Genomic DNA, 18,189 nt, shown 5'->3' on the forward strand with positions numbered 1-18,189 from the left:
CGTTCCCGGCCCGTCCGGAGCGGGAACGGAGTTCGGCGCGTGAGGAAGGAGGCGCGTCAAGAATGGCGCGTCAGGAAGGAACGGCCACCGGGAGGCCGGCCGCCTTCCAGGCCTGGAAGCCGCCGGTCAGGTCCGTGGCGCGGTGGAGGCCCAGGGCGTGGAGGGAGGCCGCCGCGAGGCTGGAGGCATAGCCCTCGTTGCAGATCACCACCACCTGGAGGTCGTGGCTCGTGGCTTCAGGGGCGCGGTGGCTGCCCCGGGGGTCCAGGCGCCACTCCAGTTCGTTGCGCTCGACCACCAGCGCGCCCGGGATCAGGCCGTCGCGGTCCCGCAGGGCCTGGTAGCGGATGTCCACCAGGAGCGCGCCGGAGCGAGAGGCGGCGTAGGCCTCCTGCGGGTCGATCCGGGTGTAGCCCTCGCGGACCCGCTCCAGCAGCTCGTCGATGCCGGTCGGGGCGCTCACTGCCAGTCCTCCGGACGCTCGACGTGTTCCAGGATCAGCAGCGGGCCGGTGCGGCTGTAGCGGCGGATCAGGGGGAGCGGCGGGTAGTACGTGTGCACCGAGATCGCGTGCTCGGCCGGGGACTCGTTGAGGACCTCGTGCACGTGGTGCTCGCCGAAGGCCCGCCCGGTGCCAGCGCCCAGGCTGCGGCTGCGGTCCAGGTCCGGGGCGAGGTGCAGCGACTGCCAGCCCTCCGAGGGCAGGCGTACGGCCAGCGAGTGCTCGGTGAGGCGGCCCCGCGCGGTGGCGAACGCGCCCCGCGACTCGGCGTGGTCGTGCCAGCCGGTGCCGGTGCCGGGCGGCCAGCCGATCAGCCACGCCTCGCTGCCGGAGGGGCCGTCCAGCCGGATCCAAGTGCGGCCCCGCGGGTCCAGCGGCAGGGAGGAGACGATCTCGGCGTCGGCCGCGGTGCGCAGGGCGAAGTCGAGGAGTTCGGCGGACGTAGGGCCAGGGCCCCCGGCCAGTACGGGCTCAGGGGTGTACGCGGGTGCAGACATGGAAGTGGACCGTTCCTGGGGTTCGCGGAAGTGCGCGCGGGCCGGTGACGGCGCGGGGCGCGCAGGGCAAAGGGCGAATCAGCAGGAAGGGCGACACACGCAGCCCGCGTAGCGGAGCAGGTCCATATGGACCCTCCGCCACAGGCGTACGTCGTTGCCGGTCATGTCCGCGAGTGAACCACGAGACCGCAAAACGGTCAATCGATCACCGCCGCCGGTGTCGTGGCGGACGAGGGCGCCGGTACCCGGGACACGGGCGCGCCCGCCCGTACCGCGTCCGCCGCCTCGTACAGCTCCGCCGGCCGCACGCCCGCGAAGGTCGCCGCCAGGTGCCCGTCCGGCCGGATCAGGAGCACGGTGTGCGCCGGGGCCCCCGGGTAGCTGTCCGCGACCAGCAGATCGGTGCGGACCGGCAGCGCGCTCACCGCCGCCGCGAGACGGGGCATCAGCCCGGCCCCGAGCCAGTGGCGCCGGTCCCAGACCCCGGTGCCCGGCGCGACCAGGACCACCAGCAGCCGGCCCTTCCCCAGCAGGTCGCGCAGCGGCACGGTCGCCCCGTCGGGCGCGGTCACCGGTACGTTCGCCACCGCACCACCCGGTTCCGTGGCGGTCGGGACCTCGCGTACGGCCAATGGCGGCGCGTACGTCGGCGCCGCGCCCAGCGGCCCCCGCCCCAGATGGCCGTCGGTGAGCAGGGATTCGGCGGACCGAGAGGAGCCGGGCAGGTAGGTGCGCAGGCCGCCCCCGGCCCGCAGCGCCGGCAGCGCCTGATCGGCCGCGCGCAGCCGGGCGGCGACCGCGGTGCGCCGCTCGCCCTCGTAGCTGTCGAGCAGTTCCTCGGAGGCTCCCTGGTGCCAGGCCAGGGACAGTTTCCACGCGAGGTTCTCGGCGTCCCGCAGTCCCTCCTCCACGCCTTGGGTACCGAGGGCGCCCAGCAGGTGCGCGGCGTCCCCGGCGAGGAAGGCGCGGCCGTCGCGCCAGCGCCGCGCGAGGCGGTGGTGCAGGGTGTACACCCCGGTGTCGATGAGGTCGTACGGGGGAGTCGTGCCCCCGCACCACACCGCGAGGGTGTCCCGGACGAGGGTCACCAGCGCGTCGGGGGTGACGAGCTCTCCGCGCGCCGGGAGCAGCCAGTCGAGGCGCCACACCCCGTCGGGCAGCGGTCGGGAGGTGACTTCCTCGGGTCCGGACGGCGGGTTGCGGTGCAGCAAGGCCTCGCCGGGCCACGGCAGTTCGGTGCGCAGGGCGGCCACGGCGTAGCGTTCCACGGCGGTCCGGCCGGGGAAGCGGATGCCGAGCAGCTTGCGCACGGTGGAGCGGGCTCCGTCGCAGCCGACCAGGTAACTCCCGCGCCACCACGTGGTCTCGGCGCCCCGGGTGTGCGCGGTGACCCCGCGGTCGTCCTGCTCCACGGAGTCCAGCCTGCTGTCGGTGACCAGCTGGACGAGCGGGTGCGCGGTGGCGGCCTCGCGCAGCCCGCGCGTCAGGGCGTGCTGCGGCAGGTGCAGCGGGGCCGGGCCGTCGTCGAAGGTGCTGCGCTGCGCGGGGCGGCTGCGCCGCATGGTGCGCCAGGCGGCGAAGTACGCCCCCTCGTAGCGCAGGGTCGTACAGCCCAGCCGGTGGGCCATGGCCGCCGTGTCGGCGTGCAGGACGACGGTACGGGCGGGGCGGGACTCCTCCTTGCCGGGCCCTTCGTCGAGCACGACGGAGGGCACGCCCTGGCCGGCCAGGGCGAGGGACAGGGACAGTCCGACGGGCCCCGCGCCGACGACGATCACCGGGTCCATGATGTGGCTCCCGGTGTCCGGTATGTGATCACAGAACGTATGCAACCCACTGGAGGTGCCTGCGTCAAGTGACGCCGGCCGCGACAACGCCGTGTGGTGCGGCGGATGAGTCCCGCCGCACCACAGGTGTCACGCCAGTGTACTGACCGGGCGTCAGGGAGCCTCGCCCACGCCGGCGGCGCCGCCCGCGTCGACTTCGGCCACGTCCGCGGCGACGAACGCGCCGGTGCCCCTCTTCGACTTCCGCAGCCAGCGCTCCAGCCAGGAGGCGAAGGTGGTGAGGGCGAAGTTCACCACGATGTAGATCAGCGCGATCACGACAAGGGTCGCGATTGTGTTGCTGTAGTTCGCCGAGATCAGCCGGTTCATCGACAGCAGTTCGGCGAGGCCGAGCAGGGCGCCGCCGAGCGCGGTGTCCTTGAGGATGACCACGAGCTGGCTGACCAGGGCCGGCAGCATCGCCGTGACGGCCTGCGGGATCAGCACGTAGACCATGGTCTGGCCCTTGCGCATGCCGATCGCCTTGGCCGCGTCGGTCTGGCCCCTGGGCAGCGAGAGCACGCCTGCCCGGACGATCTCGGCGATGACGGCCGAGTTGTAGAGGACCAGGCCGGTGACCACGGCGTAGAACGGCCGGATCTCGGAGGGGACGTCGAGGAACTGCGGTGCGTACAGCGCGGAGCCGAACAGCATCAGCATCAGCACCGGGATGGCACGGAAGAACTCCACCCACGCGCCGACCGGCCCCCGCACCCAGGCGTGGTCGGACAGCCGGCCGATGCCCAGCAGTGCGCCCAGCGGGAGGGCGATCACCATGGAGAGCGCGCCGGCCTTGAGGGTCTCCGTCAGGCCGGGGATCAGGTACGTGGTCCAGACCTGGCTGTCAGTGACGAAGGGGGACCACTTGTCGGCGTCGAGCTGGCCCTTCTCGCCCATGAGGGACAGCGCCCACCACAGGACGAGCCCGAACAGGACGACGAAGATCCCGCTGTAGATCCAGTTGCGCGCCTTGGCCTTGGGGCCCGGGGCGTCGTACAGCACGGAGGTCATCGCTTCACCGCCACTCGCTTGGCCACCCAGCCCAGCAGCAGGCCGGTGGGCAGGGTCAGCAGGACGAAGCCGAGGGCGAAGATCGCGAAGACGGCGAAGACTGCCTGCGCCTCGTTCTCGAGCATTTCCTTCATCAGCAGGGCCGCTTCGGCCACGCCGATGGTCGCCGCCACCGTGGTGTTCTTGGTGAGTGCGATCAGTACGTTGGTGAGCGGTGCGATGACCGCCCGGAAGGCCTGGGGGAGCACGATCAGGGTGAGCACCTGGAAGAAGCTCAGCCCCAGCGCGCGGGCCGCCTCGGCCTGGCCGACGGGCACGGTGTTGATACCGGAGCGCAGGGCCTCGCAGACGAAGGTGCCGGTGTAGGCGATCAGTCCGAGGACCGCGAGCCGGAAGCCGGTCTCCTTGAACGTGTCGCCGCCCAGCGTGATGCCGAGTGTCTCGCTGAGGCCCAGCGAGCAGCCGATGATCAGCAGAGTCAGCGGCGTATTGCGCACGACGTTGACGTACGCGGTGCCGAAGCCCCGCAGCAGCGGGACCGGACTGACCCGCATCCCGGCCAGGACGGTGCCCCAGACCAGGGACCCGGCCGCCGAGTAGAGGGTGAGCTGAACCGTCACCCAGAAGGCTCCGAGCACGTCGTACTGCCCGGAATCAAGAAAATCGAACACGATGCCCTGCGCTCTCCCCAGGATGGCCGGTGAGGCGCGCCGCCGCCCGCGGCAGGCGGGCGGCGACGCTCCTCACCGGTGAATCAGCTGCCTTCGGTGATCTGCGGGGCCGGCTCGGCCTTGTAGTCGGCCGGACCGAAGTTCTTCTTCACGGCCGCCTCCCAGGCACCGTCCGCGACCATCTTCTTGAGCGCGGCGTTGATCTTGGTCTGGAGGTCCTTGTCGCCCTTCTTCAGGCCGATGCCGTAGTTCTCGTTGCTCAGGCTCAGCCCGACCAGCTTGAACTTGCCCTTGTTCTTGTCCTGCGCGGCGTAGCCGGCCAGGATCGAGTTGTCCGTGGTCAGCGCGTCCATGGCCTTGTTCTCCAGGCCGGTGAGGCACTCGGAGTAGCCAGCGGCTTCCTTGAGGTCGGCCTCGGGGGCCAGCTTGGTCTTGACGTTCTGCGCCGAGGTGGAGCCGGCGACCGAGCAGAGCTTCTTCTTGTTCAGGTCCTCGGCCTTGGTGATGGACGAGTCGTCGGCGCGGACCAGCAGGTCCTGGTGCGCGAGGAAGTACGGGCCGGCGAAGTCGACCTTCTCCTTGCGCTTGTCGTTGATCGAGTAGCTCGCGACGACGAACTTCACGTCGCCGTTGGCGATGAGGTTCTCGCGCTCGGCGCTGATGGCCTGCTTCCACTCGATCTGGTCGGGCTGGTAGCCCAGCTCCTTGGCCACGTAGGTGGCGACGTCGACGTCGAAGCCCGAGTACTTGCCGTCGGGGGTCTTGAGACCCACACCCGGCTGGTCGAACTTGATGCCGATGACGACCTTGTCCTTCTTGGCGTCACCGGACGCACCGCCGTCACTGGCGGCCTTGTCGCTGCCGCCACAGGCGGTCGCGGTCAGGGCAAGGGCTACGGCGACGGCCGCGGCCGCGGCGGCCTTGGAGATCTTCATGGTGAACTTCCCTCGGATGAGACGTTGTTGACGACGAGCGACGCGTTACGGGCGCATGCGGGGGCGGCGGAGACCGGCCCGGCGGTGGTCCGTCACCGGATGACTACCAGACCGGACCCTCAGTGGTGCAGGATCTTCGACAGGAAGTCCTTGGCGCGGTCACTGCGCGGGTTGCTGAAGAACTGCTCGGGCGTGGCCTCTTCGACGATCTTTCCGTCGGCCATGAAGACGACCCGGTTGGCCGCAGAGCGGGCGAAGCCCATCTCGTGCGTGACGACCACCATCGTCATGCCCTCCCGGGCGAGCTGCTGCATGACCTCCAGCACCTCGTTGATCATCTCCGGGTCCAGCGCCGACGTCGGCTCGTCGAACAGCATCACCTTCGGCTCCATCGCCAGCGCGCGGGCGATCGCCACGCGCTGCTGCTGGCCGCCGGAGAGCTGCGCCGGGTACTTGTCCGCCTGAGAACCGACACCCACCCGGTCCAGCAGGGCCACGGCCTTCTCGCGGGCGGCAGCCTGGTCCGTCTTGCGGACCTTGACCTGGCCCAGCATGACGTTCTGCAGCACCGTCTTGTGCGCGAACAGGTTGAACGACTGGAACACCATGCCGACATCCGCGCGCAGCCGGGCGAGTTCCCTGCCCTCAGAGGGCAGCTCCTTGCCGTCGAGCGTGATGGTGCCGGAATCGATGGTCTCCAGCCGGTTGATGGTCCGGCACAGCGTGGACTTGCCCGATCCCGAAGGACCGATCACGACGACGACCTCACCGCGGGCAATGCTCAGATCGATGTCCTGAAGCACGTGCAGCGCGCCGAAGTGCTTGTTGACGTTGCTCAGTACGACCAGGTCGTCCGCGGCACCGGCCGCGTCCTGCACGTCCTTGGTCACTGATACTCCGCTCATCGGCTTCTTGCTCCGTCCTCCTCGGTTGGGAGGACAGTAGTGACGTGACGTGCACAACGTCATCACATCTGAGGGAGAATTGAGCATAACGATCCGGCCTCACCCGGATACGCTCCGTGCGCGGCACCGGCGTGGCCCCCGGTGCGGTCGTACCGGGTGGATAACGGAAGACGCGCCGGAGCGGAACCCCCTTGACGTGGGCGTCCGCATCGGCGTGGATGCAGGGTGGCCCTGCAACGTACGGAATCCGAAGATCGAGAGAAGGAGAGGGGGACGACATGAGACTGCTGCTCGTCGAGGACGACGACCACGTCGCCGCCGCCCTGTCCGCGATCCTCGCCCGGCACGGCTTCCAGGTCACCCACGCCCGCAACGGCGAGGAGGCCCTCCAGGCCCTGCTGCCCGCCGGAGCCCGGCCCAACGTCACTCCCTACGGGGTGATCCTGCTCGACCTCGGCCTGCCCGACCAGGACGGCTACGAGGTGTGCGGCAAGATCCGCAAGCGCACCGCCACGCCCGTCATCATGGTGACCGCGCGGGCCGACGTACGCTCCCGCATCCACGGCCTGAACATGGGCGCCGACGACTACGTGACCAAGCCCTACGACACCGGCGAACTCCTCGCCCGCATCCACGCCGTCGCCCGGCGCACCGGCGCCTCCGAGGAGGCCGCCGCCACCGGGACGGGCACCCCCGCCGTCGTCAGGCTCGGCCCCGTCAGCATCGAGCTGCCCACCCGCCGGGTCAGCGTCGACGGCACCGACGTACCGCTCACCCGCAAGGAGTTCGACCTGCTGGCCCTGCTCGCGCAGCGTCCCGGTGTCGTCTTCCGCCGCGAGCAGATCATCAGCGAGGTGTGGCGCACCAGCTGGGAGGGGACCGGGCGGACCCTGGAGGTCCACGTCGCCTCGCTGCGCTCCAAGCTGCGCATGCCCGCCCTCATCGAGACCGTCCGCGGGGTGGGCTACCGGCTCGTCGCCCCGGCCGCCCCCTAGCGGGCCCTGTCGTGCGCGCCCGGCTCCTCCCGCTGCTCGTCATCCTGATGGCGGGCACGCTGCTCGCACTCGGCTTCCCGCTCGCGGTGAGCCTGGCCGCCGGACAGCAGCAGCGGGTCGTCGTCGACCGCATCGACGACAGCGCCCGCTTCGCCGCCCTCGCCCAGTTCGTCGTCGACGCCCGGGGCTCCGGCTCCACCGGCGCCGACGAGCGCCAGGAGACCCTCCAGCACGAACTCGCCCGCTATCAGGAGCTGTACGGCATCCGCGTCGGCATCTTCCTGCGCGACGACAACGCCATGGCCCGCTCACCGGGCTGGTGGGAGCTCCCCGAGGACGGCGAGGGCCGCCGCGCCTTCGAGGAGGCGCTCGCCGGGCGGCGCAGCCACGACCCGCCGCAGGTGTGGCCCTGGCAGACCCACGGCAAACTGCTCGTCGCCTCCCCGGTCGTCCTCGACGGGGACGTGGTCGCCGTCGTCGCCACCGAGTCGCCCACCGATCTGATGCGCGGCCGGATCCTCAGGGGCTGGCTGCTCATCGCGGGCGGGCTCGCCGCCGCCATGCTCGTCGCCTTCGGCGCCGCCCTGAGGCTCACCAGCTGGGTGCTCAAGCCCGTGCAGACCCTGGACGCCGCCGCGCACGGGATCGCCACCGGGCGGATGAACTCGCGCGTCGCGGCCGCCGGCGGGCCGCCGGAACTCCAGCGCCTGGCCCGGTCGTTCAACGAGATGGCCGACAACGTGGAAGAGGTACTGGAGCAGCAGCGGGCGTTCGTCGCGGACGCCTCCCACCAGCTGCGCAACCCGCTCGCCGCGCTGCTCCTGCGGATCGAGCTGCTCGCCCTCGAACTCCCGGAGGGCAACGAGGAGATCGCCTCCGTGCGCGCCGAGGGCAAGCGTCTGACGCAGGTCCTGGACGACCTGCTGGACCTGGCGCTGGCCGAGCACGCCTCCGCCGAGATCAGCCTCACCGACATCGGGGCGCTGACCGCCGAGCGGGTCGCCGCCTGGCGCCCGTACGCCGAGGAGAAGGGCGTACGGCTCACGGAGGCGGGCCGCTCCGCCGTCGCCGGCTGGGCCGACCCGATAGCCCTGTCCAGCGCGCTCGACGCCGTCATCGACAACGCCCTGAAGTTCACCCCCACGGGTGAGGAAGTCGAGGTGTCCGTCGAGGCGGCGGGGCGCACCGTCCGCGTGATCGTCGCCGACCGCGGCCCCGGCCTCACCGAGGACGAGCTGCTCCGCGTCGGAGACCGCTTCTGGCGCAGCGGCCGCCACCAGAACATCAAGGGCTCCGGGCTCGGCCTGTCGATCTCCCGAGCCCTGCTCGCCGCGGGCGGCGGGTCCCTCACGTACGAGAAGAACCCGCCGCACGGGCTGCGGGTGACGGTGTCCGTGCCCCGCACCGACCCCCACACCTCCTGACACCCCTGCCGGGCGAGGGCCGCTACCAGGCGAGGGCCGTACGGGCCGGGGCCGAGAGCGCGTACAGCTCGTCCACCGCCCGGACCTCGAAGGCCGCCGCCCGCTCCCGGCCGGCGCGCGGGACCGCGGCCAGGTAGAGGGCGGTGCCACAGGTGCCGCCGAGGAACCGGCGGGTGCCGTCGGGCAGGACGCGGGACACCTCGTAGTGCCGGACCGGCCCGGCCGCCCGGCGCCACGACAGGCGCAGCCACGCCCGGTCCTCGTGACGGGCCGAGGCGTCCACGGTCAGGGCGGCAGGAGACGCCGGCCGCCGACCGGCGGCGCGGTCGCGTACCGACAAGGACCCGAGCCGCCACGCCACGGCTCTCTTCCCGAGCCCCGTGATCCGTACGGCAAGTCCGTACGCGGTCTTCCCCGCCAGTGCCGACAGCCCGACCCGCGCCCGGCACCAGGCCTGTCCCGTGCCGAGGGTGTCCGCCCGGAACCAGGTGTACGGGACCGGCTCGCCCGGAGCGGCCGGCTCGCGGGTGGCCACGCCGACCTCCACCGCGACCGGGCCCGACTCGGTGGCGTGCACCAGCTCCAGGACCGTGGAGCGGGTGACGGGGAGCCGGGTGGCGTGCAGTCCGACGGCTGCCGGGGCGGTCAGGGCGCCCGCGACCAGCAGGCTGGAGCCGCCGCGCCAGGCGCGCGCGAAGTCCAGGGTCACGGAGGGCCGCTCCCCGGCGGTGTCCACGACCCAGCGGCGGCCCGGCAGCCGGTCCTGGAGCCCGAGGTGGTTCCAAGGGGTGTCGGAGACGGCCAGGCCGTCCTGGTACCAGCGCTCCCCGTGCCCGGTGTTGAACGCGCAGGCGAAGGGCAGCGCGGTGACCGTGGACCGGTCGGCGACGGCCGTGGCGGGGGCCCGCCAGCCCGATTCGGGCGCCGGCCGGGCGGGGTCCAGGGACTCGCCCGTCCAGAACCGGTCGTCGGCCCGGTGGAAGGCGCCGGGGGAGCGGTCGGTGAGGTGGTTGCGGGTCCACTCGGGCCGGTAGAAGCCGTAGCTGACGACGTGTTCACCTTCGCGCGGGATGATCGCGTCCCAGCGGACGGCGGAATTCCAGCCGTTGGCCTCCGTGTCCACGGCGGCCCACAGTTCGTGGCGGGAGCGGCCCAGGCGCTGCGCGAGCGCGCCGGAGGCGGCCAGGGTCTGCGGCGTCCAGCGGAAGTCCACGAACATCGTGTCCGCGACCTTCCCGGCACGGTCCTCGAAGAACTCCTGGTTGAGCTCGTTGAGGGCGCCCTGCCAGCCGACCCGGCCGGTGGTGTCCATCGCGTCGTACCAGGTGATCCGCAGACCGTGCGGCTCGCCCGCCGCCCGCAGGGCCCGCAGGAACTCCCGCATCCTGGAGGCGAGTTCGCTGTCGCCGCCGTCGGTCTCGGCGTTGACGAACCAGCCGTCGAAGCCGTACGCCGTCGCCACCCGCACCAGCTGCTCCGCGATCGGGAACCGGCCCAGGGAGTCCCGCTGGACCAGGTCGCGGGTCCACTGGAGCTCGCCGCCGTAGGGCGCGGGCGGCAGGAACACGTTGCCCAGGACGCGGACGCCGTTGCGGTGGGCGGCGTCGACCACGGGCGCGTTCGGCGCGAGCACGATGCCCTCGCCGGAGGAGCCGCCCCAGAAGACCAGCTCGTCGATGTACGCCCAGTGCGTGAGCGCGTAGTAGTCGGCGGTGGCCGAGCCCTGGGACGGGTTCCGCGCGGTGGGCCCGAAGGAGACGAGGGAGGCGATCCGGGCCTGGCCGGCGCGGGCGCCCGGGTGCGGGGGCACCGGCGTGAAGCGCGGTGCGAGCGGCACGGTCGCCATGTTGTGGGCGAGGTCCGGGTCGCTCTCGGGGGTCCACCGCTTGAGCGAGCGCCACACGATCCCGGGGCCGGGGGCACCCTTCGGGAGCGAGTCCGGGAACCAGTAGGAGGCGTACGGGGCCAGGTCGGCCGGGGTCGGCGACGTCGCCGACGTCGGCGGGGTCGGGGCGGCGGACGCGGAGGGCGCGGCCCAGGCGGCGGGCGCGAGGGCCGGGGCGCCCAGCAGCGCGGCCGCCCCGGCCCCGGCGGCCAGCACCGCGCGGCGGGTCGGCGGCCGTGAGGAAGCGGGCGCGGGCACGGCCGTACGAGGGTCGACTCCGTTGCCGGTCTCGGACATGCGGGCTCCTCCGGAAGGGGCGTCAGGTCAGGTCGGGTACGCGCAGCACCTCGGTGATGCCGCGCGCGGAAAGGTGCGCGGGGTCCTCGGCGAGCTCGGCCAGCACCACCGCGGGCCGCACCCCGTCCGCGGTGAGCGCCGCCCAGGCCTCGAAGAACACGCCGCCGGGAGCGCACACCGACCGCCGCGGAGCGGTCCCGGCCCCGCCGACGTCGACCGCCAGCGCGGTGGACCGTACGGGCGGCCGGTGCTCGCGGCCCCGCCACTCCGCGGTGATCCGCGCGAGGGCGGCGCCGGCCGGCTTGGTCCGGCGGTCGTTGGTGAGCAGGCCGAGGCCGTACTCCAGCTCCGGGAAGTCCGCGAGCTCCCGGGACACGTCGTGCGAGCACCACCAGGTCACGCCCCACAGGTCCGGGCAGTCCAGGGCGTTCGCCACGGTGGCCTCGGTGAACCGCGCCGCGCGCTCCTGCCCGATCAGCGGCGCGGGCGCGCCGACCTCCTGGAGCCACACCGGGCGGTGCGGGTCCAGGGCCCAGGCCTTCGACAGCTCGATCAGGTACGCCGCGTGGTGCTCGGTCGCCGTCCCCGCCGGGCCGTGGCGCTGCGCGGTGCCGTTGAACACCCAGGAGTGCACGGCGGTGGCCGCGCCCAGCCGCGCGGCCTGGGCGACGGTGAAGGGGTGCCCGTCCTGGTACCAGGCGGCGTCGTACTCGGCGTGCAGGTGGAACCGTCCGGGCGCCCCCTCCTCGCAGGCGGCGAGCATCCGCTCCAGCCAGCGGGCCGCCTGGTCCGGGGTGATCCGGTCGGGGTCGGGGTGGGGGGCGCCGGAGAACTGGTTGATCTCGTTGCCCACGGTCATGCCCAGGAAGTTCGGCCGGTCGGCGAGGGCGGCGGCCAGCGCGCGCAGGTACTCCTCCTGGCCGGCGACCACGTCCGGGTCGGCGAAGAGGTTGCGCCGGTGCCAGGTCCGGGTCCAGGCGGGCAGGAAGTCGAAACTCGACAAGTGGCCTTGCAGACCGTCCACGTTGACGTCGAGCCCGCGCTCGGCGGCCGCGTCGGCGAGCGCGACGAGCTGCTCGACCGCGCGCGGCCGGATCAGCGTCCGGTTCGGCTGGAACACCGGCCACAGCGGGAACACGCGGATGTGGTCCAGCCCGAGCGCGGCGATCGAGTCGAGGTCGGCCCTGACCTCGTCGAGGTCGAAGTCCAGCCAGTGGTGGAACCAGCCGCGGGACGGCGTGTAGTTGGCACCGAATCGGAGCTCGTGTTCGTGCACAAGGCGTCCTGGAGTTCTGAGGAATTCACCGGGTGGGCCACAACCTGCCGGTGTGGATGGGGAAAGTCAACAGGGCCTCCAGCCCGTCTACTTATGCGCTTCAGCCCTGTTGACACAAGGGTTCTGTTCATCGGAACCTGGGGAAACTAATGCGCTTTAGTTGTGGCCGGACACCGGGAACTGCGGGGAAATGGACAGCGGAATTCCAGTCATGGCGGTCCGTCAGGGCGGGATCGCGTACGGTCTGGCCATGGCCCGCAGACCCACGATCAAGGACATCGCCCGCCAGGCCGGGGTGTCGGAGAGCGCCGTGTCCTTCGCGCTCAACGACCGGCCGGGGGTCTCCCAGGACACCCGCGCCCGGATCCGCCGCGTCGCCGAGGAGCTCGGCTGGCAGCCCAACAGCGCCGCCCGCGCCCTGTCCGGCGAGCGCTCCGGCGCCGTCGGACTGGTCCTCGCCCGGCCCGCGCACACGCTCGGCGTCGAGTCCTTCTTCCTCCAGCTCGTCTCCGGCGTACAGGAGGTCCTCTCCGCCGCCCGGACCGCCCTGCTGTTCCAGGTGGTCGAGGACATCGACGCCGAATGCGCCGTCTACCGCCGCTGGTGGGCCGAGCGGCGGGTCGACGGCGTCCTCGTCGTCGACCCCCGTACGACGGACCCGCGCCCGGAGCTCCTCGGGAAGCTGGCCCTGCCGGCCGTCATGGTGGGCGAGGCGCCCTCCCACCACGGCCCTTCCCGCGGCCCCTCCGACGATCCCTCCCACCCCGCGGACCCCCTCTCCTCGGTCCGGGCCGACGACGCCGGGGCCATGGTCCAGGTCCTGGACCACCTCCACGGGCTGGGCCACCGCCGGATCGTCCACATCGCCGGGCTCCCCGGCCTCGCCCACACGGCCCGCCGGATCGAGTCCCTGCGGACCGAGGCCGCACGGCGCGGCCTCGGACCCGACCGGGTGCGTTCCGTGGTCACCGACTACTCCGACGCCGAGGGCGCGGCGGCCACCCGCCGGGTCCTCGCCGAGCCCGAGCCCCCCACCGCGCTGGTCTACGACAACGACGTGATGGCCGTCGCCGGGATCGCGGTCGCCGCCGAGCTGGGCATCCCCGTACCGGGCCGGCTCTCGATCGTGGCCTGGGACGACTCCGCGCTCTGCCGGGTCACCCACCCCCGGCTCACCGCCCTCGTCCGGGACACCGCGGGCTTCGGCCGCCTCGCCGCCGAGGAACTCCTCGCCGTCCTCGCGGGAAGGCCGGCCGGGGTGCGTCAGAGCGAGCAGCCGCGGCTGGAGCCTCGCGAGAGTACGGCGGCGCCCGCGGCGCATACTGAATCCTGACCCCTTCCTGGAGCCGCCACCGTGATCACTCCCACCGCCCCCTTCGCCCCACCGCGAGCCGGCGCCGCGACCGCAGGCCTCACGGTGGCGATCGACATCGGCGGGACCAAGATCGCCGGGGCGCTGGTGCACCCCGACGGCACGATGTCGGCCACGACCCGTCGCCCGACCCCGCGCGGCGCGGACGCGGACGCCGTCATGGCGGCGGTGACCGAGGTCGTCGCCGACCTGTCCCGCTCGCCCCTGTGGTCGTCCGCGGTCCGCTGCGGGATCGGCAGCGCGGGCCCGGTGGACACCTCCCGGGGCACGGTCAGTCCCGTCAACATCGGGGCGTGGCGGGAGTTCCCGGTCCAGGCCCGGGTCGAGGCCGAGCTCGCGGCGCGCGGGGCACGAGGGGCGGACGGGGCGCAGGTGCCGACCGTACTGGCCGGTGACGGCGTGGCGATGACCGCGGCGGAGCACTGGCTGGGCGCGGCCCAGGGCCACGCGAACGCGCTGTGCATGGTGGTCTCCACGGGCGTCGGCGGCGGCCTCATCCTGAACAACCAGCTCCACCCCGGCCCCACCGGTAACGCAGGTCACATCGGCCACATCAGCGTCGCCTTCGACGGGGAGCCGTGCGTCTGCGGCGGCCACGGCTGCGTCGAGTCGATCGCCTCCGGCACCGCCATCGCCCGCTGGGCCCTGGCCCAGGGCTGGACCCCCGCGGAGCCCGGTGGCGACGCCACGGCGGCGGGCGTGGCCGAGGCCGCCCGGGCCGGCGACCCGGTCGCCCGGGCCGCCTTCGACCGCGCGGGCCGCGCCCTGGCGGCTGCCATCGCGGCCACCGCGACCCTCGTCGAGACGGACATCGCGGTCATCGGAGGCGGCGTGGCCGCCTCCGGCGACACCCTCTTCGCCCCGATCCGCAAGCACCTCGCCGCCTACGCCACGCTGTCCTTCGTACAGGACCTGCGGGTGGTCCCGGCGAGCCTGGGCACGCACGCGGGCCTGATCGGCGCGGCCGCCGCGGCGACCATGCTGCTGCCGTCCTCGTGACGGTCAGGGCGTGTCGGTCACGGCGTGTCGGTCAGGGCGTGAAGCCAGGGCGCAGCGGTCAGGGCGTGAAGGTCAGGGCTTGACCGAGCGGTAGTACCGGCGCGCGCCCTCGTGCAGGGCGAGGGGGTCGGTGTAGATGGCCGTCCGGAGGTCCACGAGCTGCGCCGCGTGCACCTGGTGCCCGATGCGGTCGCGGCTGAGGATCACCGTCCGCGTGAACCGCTCCGTCAGCTCGGGGTCGGTCTTCTCCGTGGTCACCAGCAGGTTCGGCACCGCCAGCGTCGCCACCGCGCTGGTGTTGCGCGCCCGCGTGTACGCGTCCTGCGGCATCACCGCCGCCCGGTAGTAGCGCGCCGGGCTTCCGCTCGCCTGCAGCGCCTCCACCAGGTCGCCGAGCTGCACGAGCCGGATGTCGAACCGCTCCGACAGCTCGCGCACCGCGTTCGTCGGGAGCCCGCCGGACCAGAAGAACGCGTCGATCCGGCCGGCCTCCAGCTCGGCCGGCATGGTGTCGATGCCGATGGACACCGGGGTGATGTCCTTGGCCGAATCCAGCCCGGCCGCCGTCAGCAGCCGCTCGGAGATCAGCCGCACGCCGGATCCCGCCTGGCCGACCGCCACCCGCATGCCGCGCAGGTCCCGAGCCGACTGCACCGGAGACCCGGCCGGCACCACGAGCTGCACGTAGTCGTCGTAGAGCCGCGCACATCCGCGCAGGTCGTCCGCCCCGGGCTTCATCTCCTGCCGGTACTTGGCGACCGCGTCCGCCGTCGCCACCGTGAAGTCCGCCTCCCCGGCGGCCAGCCGCTGGAGGTTCTGCTGCGAGCCCTCGCTCGTCTCCAGCCGGACCTTCACCCCGGGCATGTCCCGCCTGAGCTCCGGCTCGAGCAGCTGCCCGTACAGGTGGTAGACCCCGGTCCTGACACCGGTGCTGAAGGTCAGCTCGCCCTTGAGCTCGGGCTGCCCGAAGGGCTTCAGCCACCAGAGCAGGACGCCGAGCACGGCGAGTACGGCCACCAGGGCCCGCAGGGCTTGGCGCCTGCTGATCCGGGGCGGTACGAGAGGCATGGCCGCGATCCTGCCACCCGCCCGCCGTCCTGTCACGGGACGAGGGGACCGGAGGGCTCCCGGGTACCGCCTACCCTTGTTCCATGACCAGCAGCAGCGACCGGAGCACGGCAGTGGACGTCAAGGGAACATACGAGGTGCGCACCTACGGGTGCCAGATGAACGTGCACGACTCCGAGCGGCTGTCCGGTCTGCTGGAGGACGCGGGCTACACGCGCGCGCCCGAGGGCTCCGACGGCGACGCCGACGTGGTCGTGTTCAACACCTGCGCCGTCCGCGAGAACGCCGACAACAAGCTGTACGGCAACCTCGGCCGGCTCGCCCCGATGAAGACCAAGCGCCCCGGCATGCAGATCGCCGTCGGCGGCTGCCTCGCCCAGAAGGACCGCGACACGATCGTCAAGCGGGCCCCCTGGGTCGACGTCGTCTTCGGTACGCACAACATCGGCAAGCTCCCCGTGCTGCTGGAGCGCGCCCGCGTCCAGGAGGAGGCGCAGGTCGAGATCGCCGAGTCGCTGGAGGCGTTCCCCTCGACGCTGCCGACCCGCCGCGAGTCCGCGTACGCCGCCTGGGTCTCGATCTCCGTCGGCTGCAACAACACCTGCACCTTCTGCATCGTCCCGGCGCTGCGCGGCAAGGAGGAGGACCGCCGTCCCGGCGACATCCTCGCCGAGGTCGAGGCCCTGGTCGCCGAGGGCGTCTCGGAGATCACCCTGCTCGGCCAGAACGTGAACGCGTACGGCTCGGACCTCGGCGACCGCGAGGCCTTCAGCAAGCTGCTGCGCGCCTGCGGGCAGATCGAGGGCCTGGAGCGGGTCCGCTTCACCTCCCCGCACCCGCGCGACTTCACGGACGACGTGATCGCGGCGATGGCGGAGACCCCGAACGTGATGCCGCAGCTCCACATGCCGCTGCAGTCCGGCTCGGACACGATCCTGAAGGCGATGCGCCGCTCGTACCGGCAGGAGCGGTTCCTCGGCATCATCGAGAAGGTCCGTGCCGCCATCCCGCACGCCGCGATCTCCACCGACATCATCGTGGGCTTCCCCGGTGAGACGGAGGAGGACTTCCAGCAGACGATGCACACCGTGCGCGAGGCCCGCTTCGCGAACGCCTTCACCTTCCAGTACTCCAAGCGGCCCGGCACCCCCGCGGCCGACATGGACGGGCAGATCCCCAAGGAGGTCGTGCAGGACCGCTACATGCGCCTGGTCGCCCTCCAGGAGGAGATCTCCTGGGAGGAGAACAAGAAGCAGATCGGCCGCACCCTGGAGGTCATGGTCGCGGAGGGCGAGGGCCGCAAGGACGGCGCCACGCACCGCCTGTCGGGCCGCGCCGCGGACAACCGCCTGGTCCACTTCACGAAGCCCGAGCAGGAGGTCCGCCCCGGTGACGTGGTCACCGTGGACATCACCTACGCCGCTCCGCACCACCTGCTGGCCGAGGGGCCGACCCTGACCGTACGCCGCACCCGCGCGGGCGACGCCTGGGAGAAGCGCAACGCCGCCCCGGCCCAGCCGGCGGGCGTCATGCTCGGCATCCCGACCCTGGGCGTCCCGGCTCCGCTGCCGGCGGCGACCTCGGGCTGCGCGATCGACTGACCCCCCACGGACGCGTACGGCTAGGCTGCGGATCATGCTCGTAGCCGCTGCCGTCTGTCCCGCCCCGCCGCTGCTCGTGCCGGAGGTCGCCGCGGGGGCCGCCGCCGAACTCGGCGACGCCCGCACCGCCTGCTCCGACGCGCTCGCGGTGCTCGCCGCCTCCCGGCCCGACCTGCTGGTCGTGGTCGGGGCCGCCGACCAGGACCACCGCGGGCCCTACCCGCAGGGCGCCCGCGGCACCTTCCACGGATTCGGCGTCGACGCCGACGTACGGCTCGGGGAGGGCGAGGAAGGGCCGCGCCTGCTGCCCCCGTCCCTCGCCGTGGGTGCCTGGCTGCTGCGCCGCGCACGCTGGGGCGCCGCCCCCGTCGAGGGGCTCGGGGTCGGGGAGCCGCTGGAGACCGCCCGGTGCCTCGAAGCCGGCCGGCAGATCGCCGCGCGCGACGCCCGGGTGGCCCTGCTGGTCATGGGCGACGGCAGCGCCTGCCGGACCCTGAAGGCCCCCGGCTACCTCGACGAGCGCGCCGCCGCCTTCGACGACGCCGCCGCCCGCGCCCTGGGCGCCGCCGACGTGGCCGCGCTCGCCGCATGCGACGCACAGCTCGCGGCCGAGCTCCAGGCCGCCGGCCGGGCCCCCTGGCAGGTGCTGGCCGGCGCCGCCGAGGGCGCGGGCCTCGACGGGCGCCTGCTGTACGAGGCCGCGCCGTACGGCGTGGGGTACTTCGTCGCCGCCTGGTCGTAGCCGTAGAGGCCTCCTGAGAGCGCGAAACCCCCGCAGACACGACGAAGGGGCGCGGGGGCCGGGCCCCCCCCGCCCCCCCCCCCCCGCCGGGGCCCCCCGCGGCGGGGGCGGGGGGGGGGGGCCCCCCGGGGGGTGGTGGTGGGGCGACTATGCCCCGGGGGCGGTTGGCGATGCCCTCCCCCC

At 73.0% G+C, this 18,189-nt stretch carries 17 protein-coding genes; 6 read left to right on the forward strand and 11 right to left on the reverse strand.

Annotation, left to right across the window (positions count from 1 at the left end):
* Positions 1-70: 70 nt before the first annotated feature.
* From ACGFYQ_RS38370 to ACGFYQ_RS38405, 8 genes are all read right to left on the reverse strand, one after another.
* Entirely contained in the window at positions 71-463 is a 393-nt protein-coding gene (locus ACGFYQ_RS38370; RefSeq protein ID WP_393751407.1) for a rhodanese-like domain-containing protein, read from the reverse strand.
* Positions 460-999 (reverse strand): cysteine dioxygenase, encoded by a 540-nt coding sequence (locus ACGFYQ_RS38375; protein WP_393751409.1) that lies wholly within the window; start codon positions 997-999, stop codon positions 460-462. Before ACGFYQ_RS38375 ends, ACGFYQ_RS38370 begins: the two co-directional genes overlap by 4 nt.
* Positions 1,000-1,077: 78 nt before the next feature.
* A complete protein-coding gene (locus ACGFYQ_RS38380; protein ID WP_311318651.1) occupies positions 1,078-1,164 on the reverse strand; it encodes a putative leader peptide in 87 nt (28 codons plus the stop codon).
* Positions 1,165-1,196: 32 nt separating this feature from the next.
* On the reverse strand, positions 1,197-2,786 hold the full coding sequence (locus tag ACGFYQ_RS38385; RefSeq protein ID WP_393751411.1) for an FAD-dependent monooxygenase: 1,590 nt from the start codon (positions 2,784-2,786) through the stop codon (positions 1,197-1,199).
* Between the two features lie 153 nt (positions 2,787-2,939).
* Entirely contained in the window at positions 2,940-3,836 is an 897-nt protein-coding gene (locus ACGFYQ_RS38390; RefSeq protein ID WP_393751413.1) for an amino acid ABC transporter permease, read from the reverse strand.
* On the reverse strand, positions 3,833-4,507 hold the full coding sequence (locus tag ACGFYQ_RS38395; RefSeq protein WP_393751416.1) for an amino acid ABC transporter permease: 675 nt from the start codon (positions 4,505-4,507) through the stop codon (positions 3,833-3,835). Before ACGFYQ_RS38395 ends, ACGFYQ_RS38390 begins: the two co-directional genes overlap by 4 nt.
* Positions 4,508-4,590: 83 nt before the next feature.
* Positions 4,591-5,442 carry a glutamate ABC transporter substrate-binding protein gene (locus ACGFYQ_RS38400; RefSeq protein ID WP_393751418.1) on the reverse strand — a complete coding sequence of 284 codons (852 nt, stop codon included), beginning with the start codon at positions 5,440-5,442 and terminating at the stop codon, positions 4,591-4,593.
* A gap of 119 nt (positions 5,443-5,561) precedes the next feature.
* Positions 5,562-6,347 (reverse strand): amino acid ABC transporter ATP-binding protein, encoded by a 786-nt coding sequence (locus tag ACGFYQ_RS38405; RefSeq protein ID WP_393751420.1) that lies wholly within the window; start codon positions 6,345-6,347, stop codon positions 5,562-5,564.
* A 278-nt stretch (positions 6,348-6,625) separates the two neighbouring features.
* Between ACGFYQ_RS38405 and ACGFYQ_RS38410 the strand changes: the two genes are divergently transcribed.
* Both ACGFYQ_RS38410 and ACGFYQ_RS38415 read left to right on the forward strand, forming a co-directional pair.
* Positions 6,626-7,342, forward strand: coding sequence for a response regulator transcription factor (locus tag ACGFYQ_RS38410; RefSeq protein WP_393751422.1), 717 nt, complete (start codon positions 6,626-6,628; stop codon positions 7,340-7,342).
* An 11-nt stretch (positions 7,343-7,353) separates the two neighbouring features.
* Positions 7,354-8,766, forward strand: coding sequence for an ATP-binding protein (locus tag ACGFYQ_RS38415; protein ID WP_393751424.1), 1,413 nt, complete (start codon positions 7,354-7,356; stop codon positions 8,764-8,766).
* 22 nt (positions 8,767-8,788) lie between these two features.
* Here the strand turns inward: ACGFYQ_RS38415 and ACGFYQ_RS38420 are convergent, their stop codons facing one another.
* Positions 8,789-10,948, reverse strand: coding sequence for an endo-beta-N-acetylglucosaminidase (locus tag ACGFYQ_RS38420; protein WP_393751427.1), 2,160 nt, complete (start codon positions 10,946-10,948; stop codon positions 8,789-8,791).
* A 22-nt stretch (positions 10,949-10,970) separates the two neighbouring features.
* Complete coding sequence (locus ACGFYQ_RS38425; RefSeq protein WP_393751429.1) at positions 10,971-12,224, reverse strand: glycosyl hydrolase; 1,254 nt, start codon at positions 12,222-12,224, stop codon at positions 10,971-10,973.
* A 211-nt stretch (positions 12,225-12,435) separates the two neighbouring features.
* On the opposite strand from ACGFYQ_RS38425, the gene ACGFYQ_RS38430 reads away from it, so the two are divergent.
* Together ACGFYQ_RS38430 and ACGFYQ_RS38435 are read left to right on the forward strand one after the other, a co-directional pair.
* The gene (locus tag ACGFYQ_RS38430; RefSeq protein ID WP_393751431.1) at positions 12,436-13,557 is read left to right on the forward strand and encodes a LacI family DNA-binding transcriptional regulator; all 1,122 of its coding nucleotides are present in this window, start codon (positions 12,436-12,438) and stop codon (positions 13,555-13,557) included.
* 21 nt (positions 13,558-13,578) lie between these two features.
* The gene (locus ACGFYQ_RS38435) at positions 13,579-14,595 is read left to right on the forward strand and encodes an ROK family protein (RefSeq protein ID WP_393751433.1); all 1,017 of its coding nucleotides are present in this window, start codon (positions 13,579-13,581) and stop codon (positions 14,593-14,595) included.
* A 72-nt stretch (positions 14,596-14,667) separates the two neighbouring features.
* Here the strand turns inward: ACGFYQ_RS38435 and ACGFYQ_RS38440 are convergent, their stop codons facing one another.
* Positions 14,668-15,663, reverse strand: coding sequence for a TAXI family TRAP transporter solute-binding subunit (locus tag ACGFYQ_RS38440; protein ID WP_393751435.1), 996 nt, complete (start codon positions 15,661-15,663; stop codon positions 14,668-14,670).
* Positions 15,664-15,746: 83 nt separating this feature from the next.
* On the opposite strand from ACGFYQ_RS38440, the gene miaB reads away from it, so the two are divergent.
* Together miaB and ACGFYQ_RS38450 are read left to right on the forward strand one after the other, a co-directional pair.
* Positions 15,747-17,264, forward strand: coding sequence for a tRNA (N6-isopentenyl adenosine(37)-C2)-methylthiotransferase MiaB (gene miaB, locus ACGFYQ_RS38445; protein WP_393751437.1), 1,518 nt, complete (start codon positions 15,747-15,749; stop codon positions 17,262-17,264).
* Positions 17,265-17,298: 34 nt separating this feature from the next.
* Positions 17,299-18,006: a class III extradiol dioxygenase subunit B-like domain-containing protein gene (locus ACGFYQ_RS38450; RefSeq protein WP_393751439.1), complete on the forward strand. Its 708-nt coding sequence runs from the start codon at positions 17,299-17,301 to the stop codon at positions 18,004-18,006.
* The last annotated feature ends 183 nt before the right edge of the window (positions 18,007-18,189 follow it).

Origin of the sequence: Streptomyces sp. NPDC048258 (assembly GCF_043201995.1) — a bacterium.
Taxonomy (GTDB): domain Bacteria; phylum Actinomycetota; class Actinomycetes; order Streptomycetales; family Streptomycetaceae; genus Streptomyces.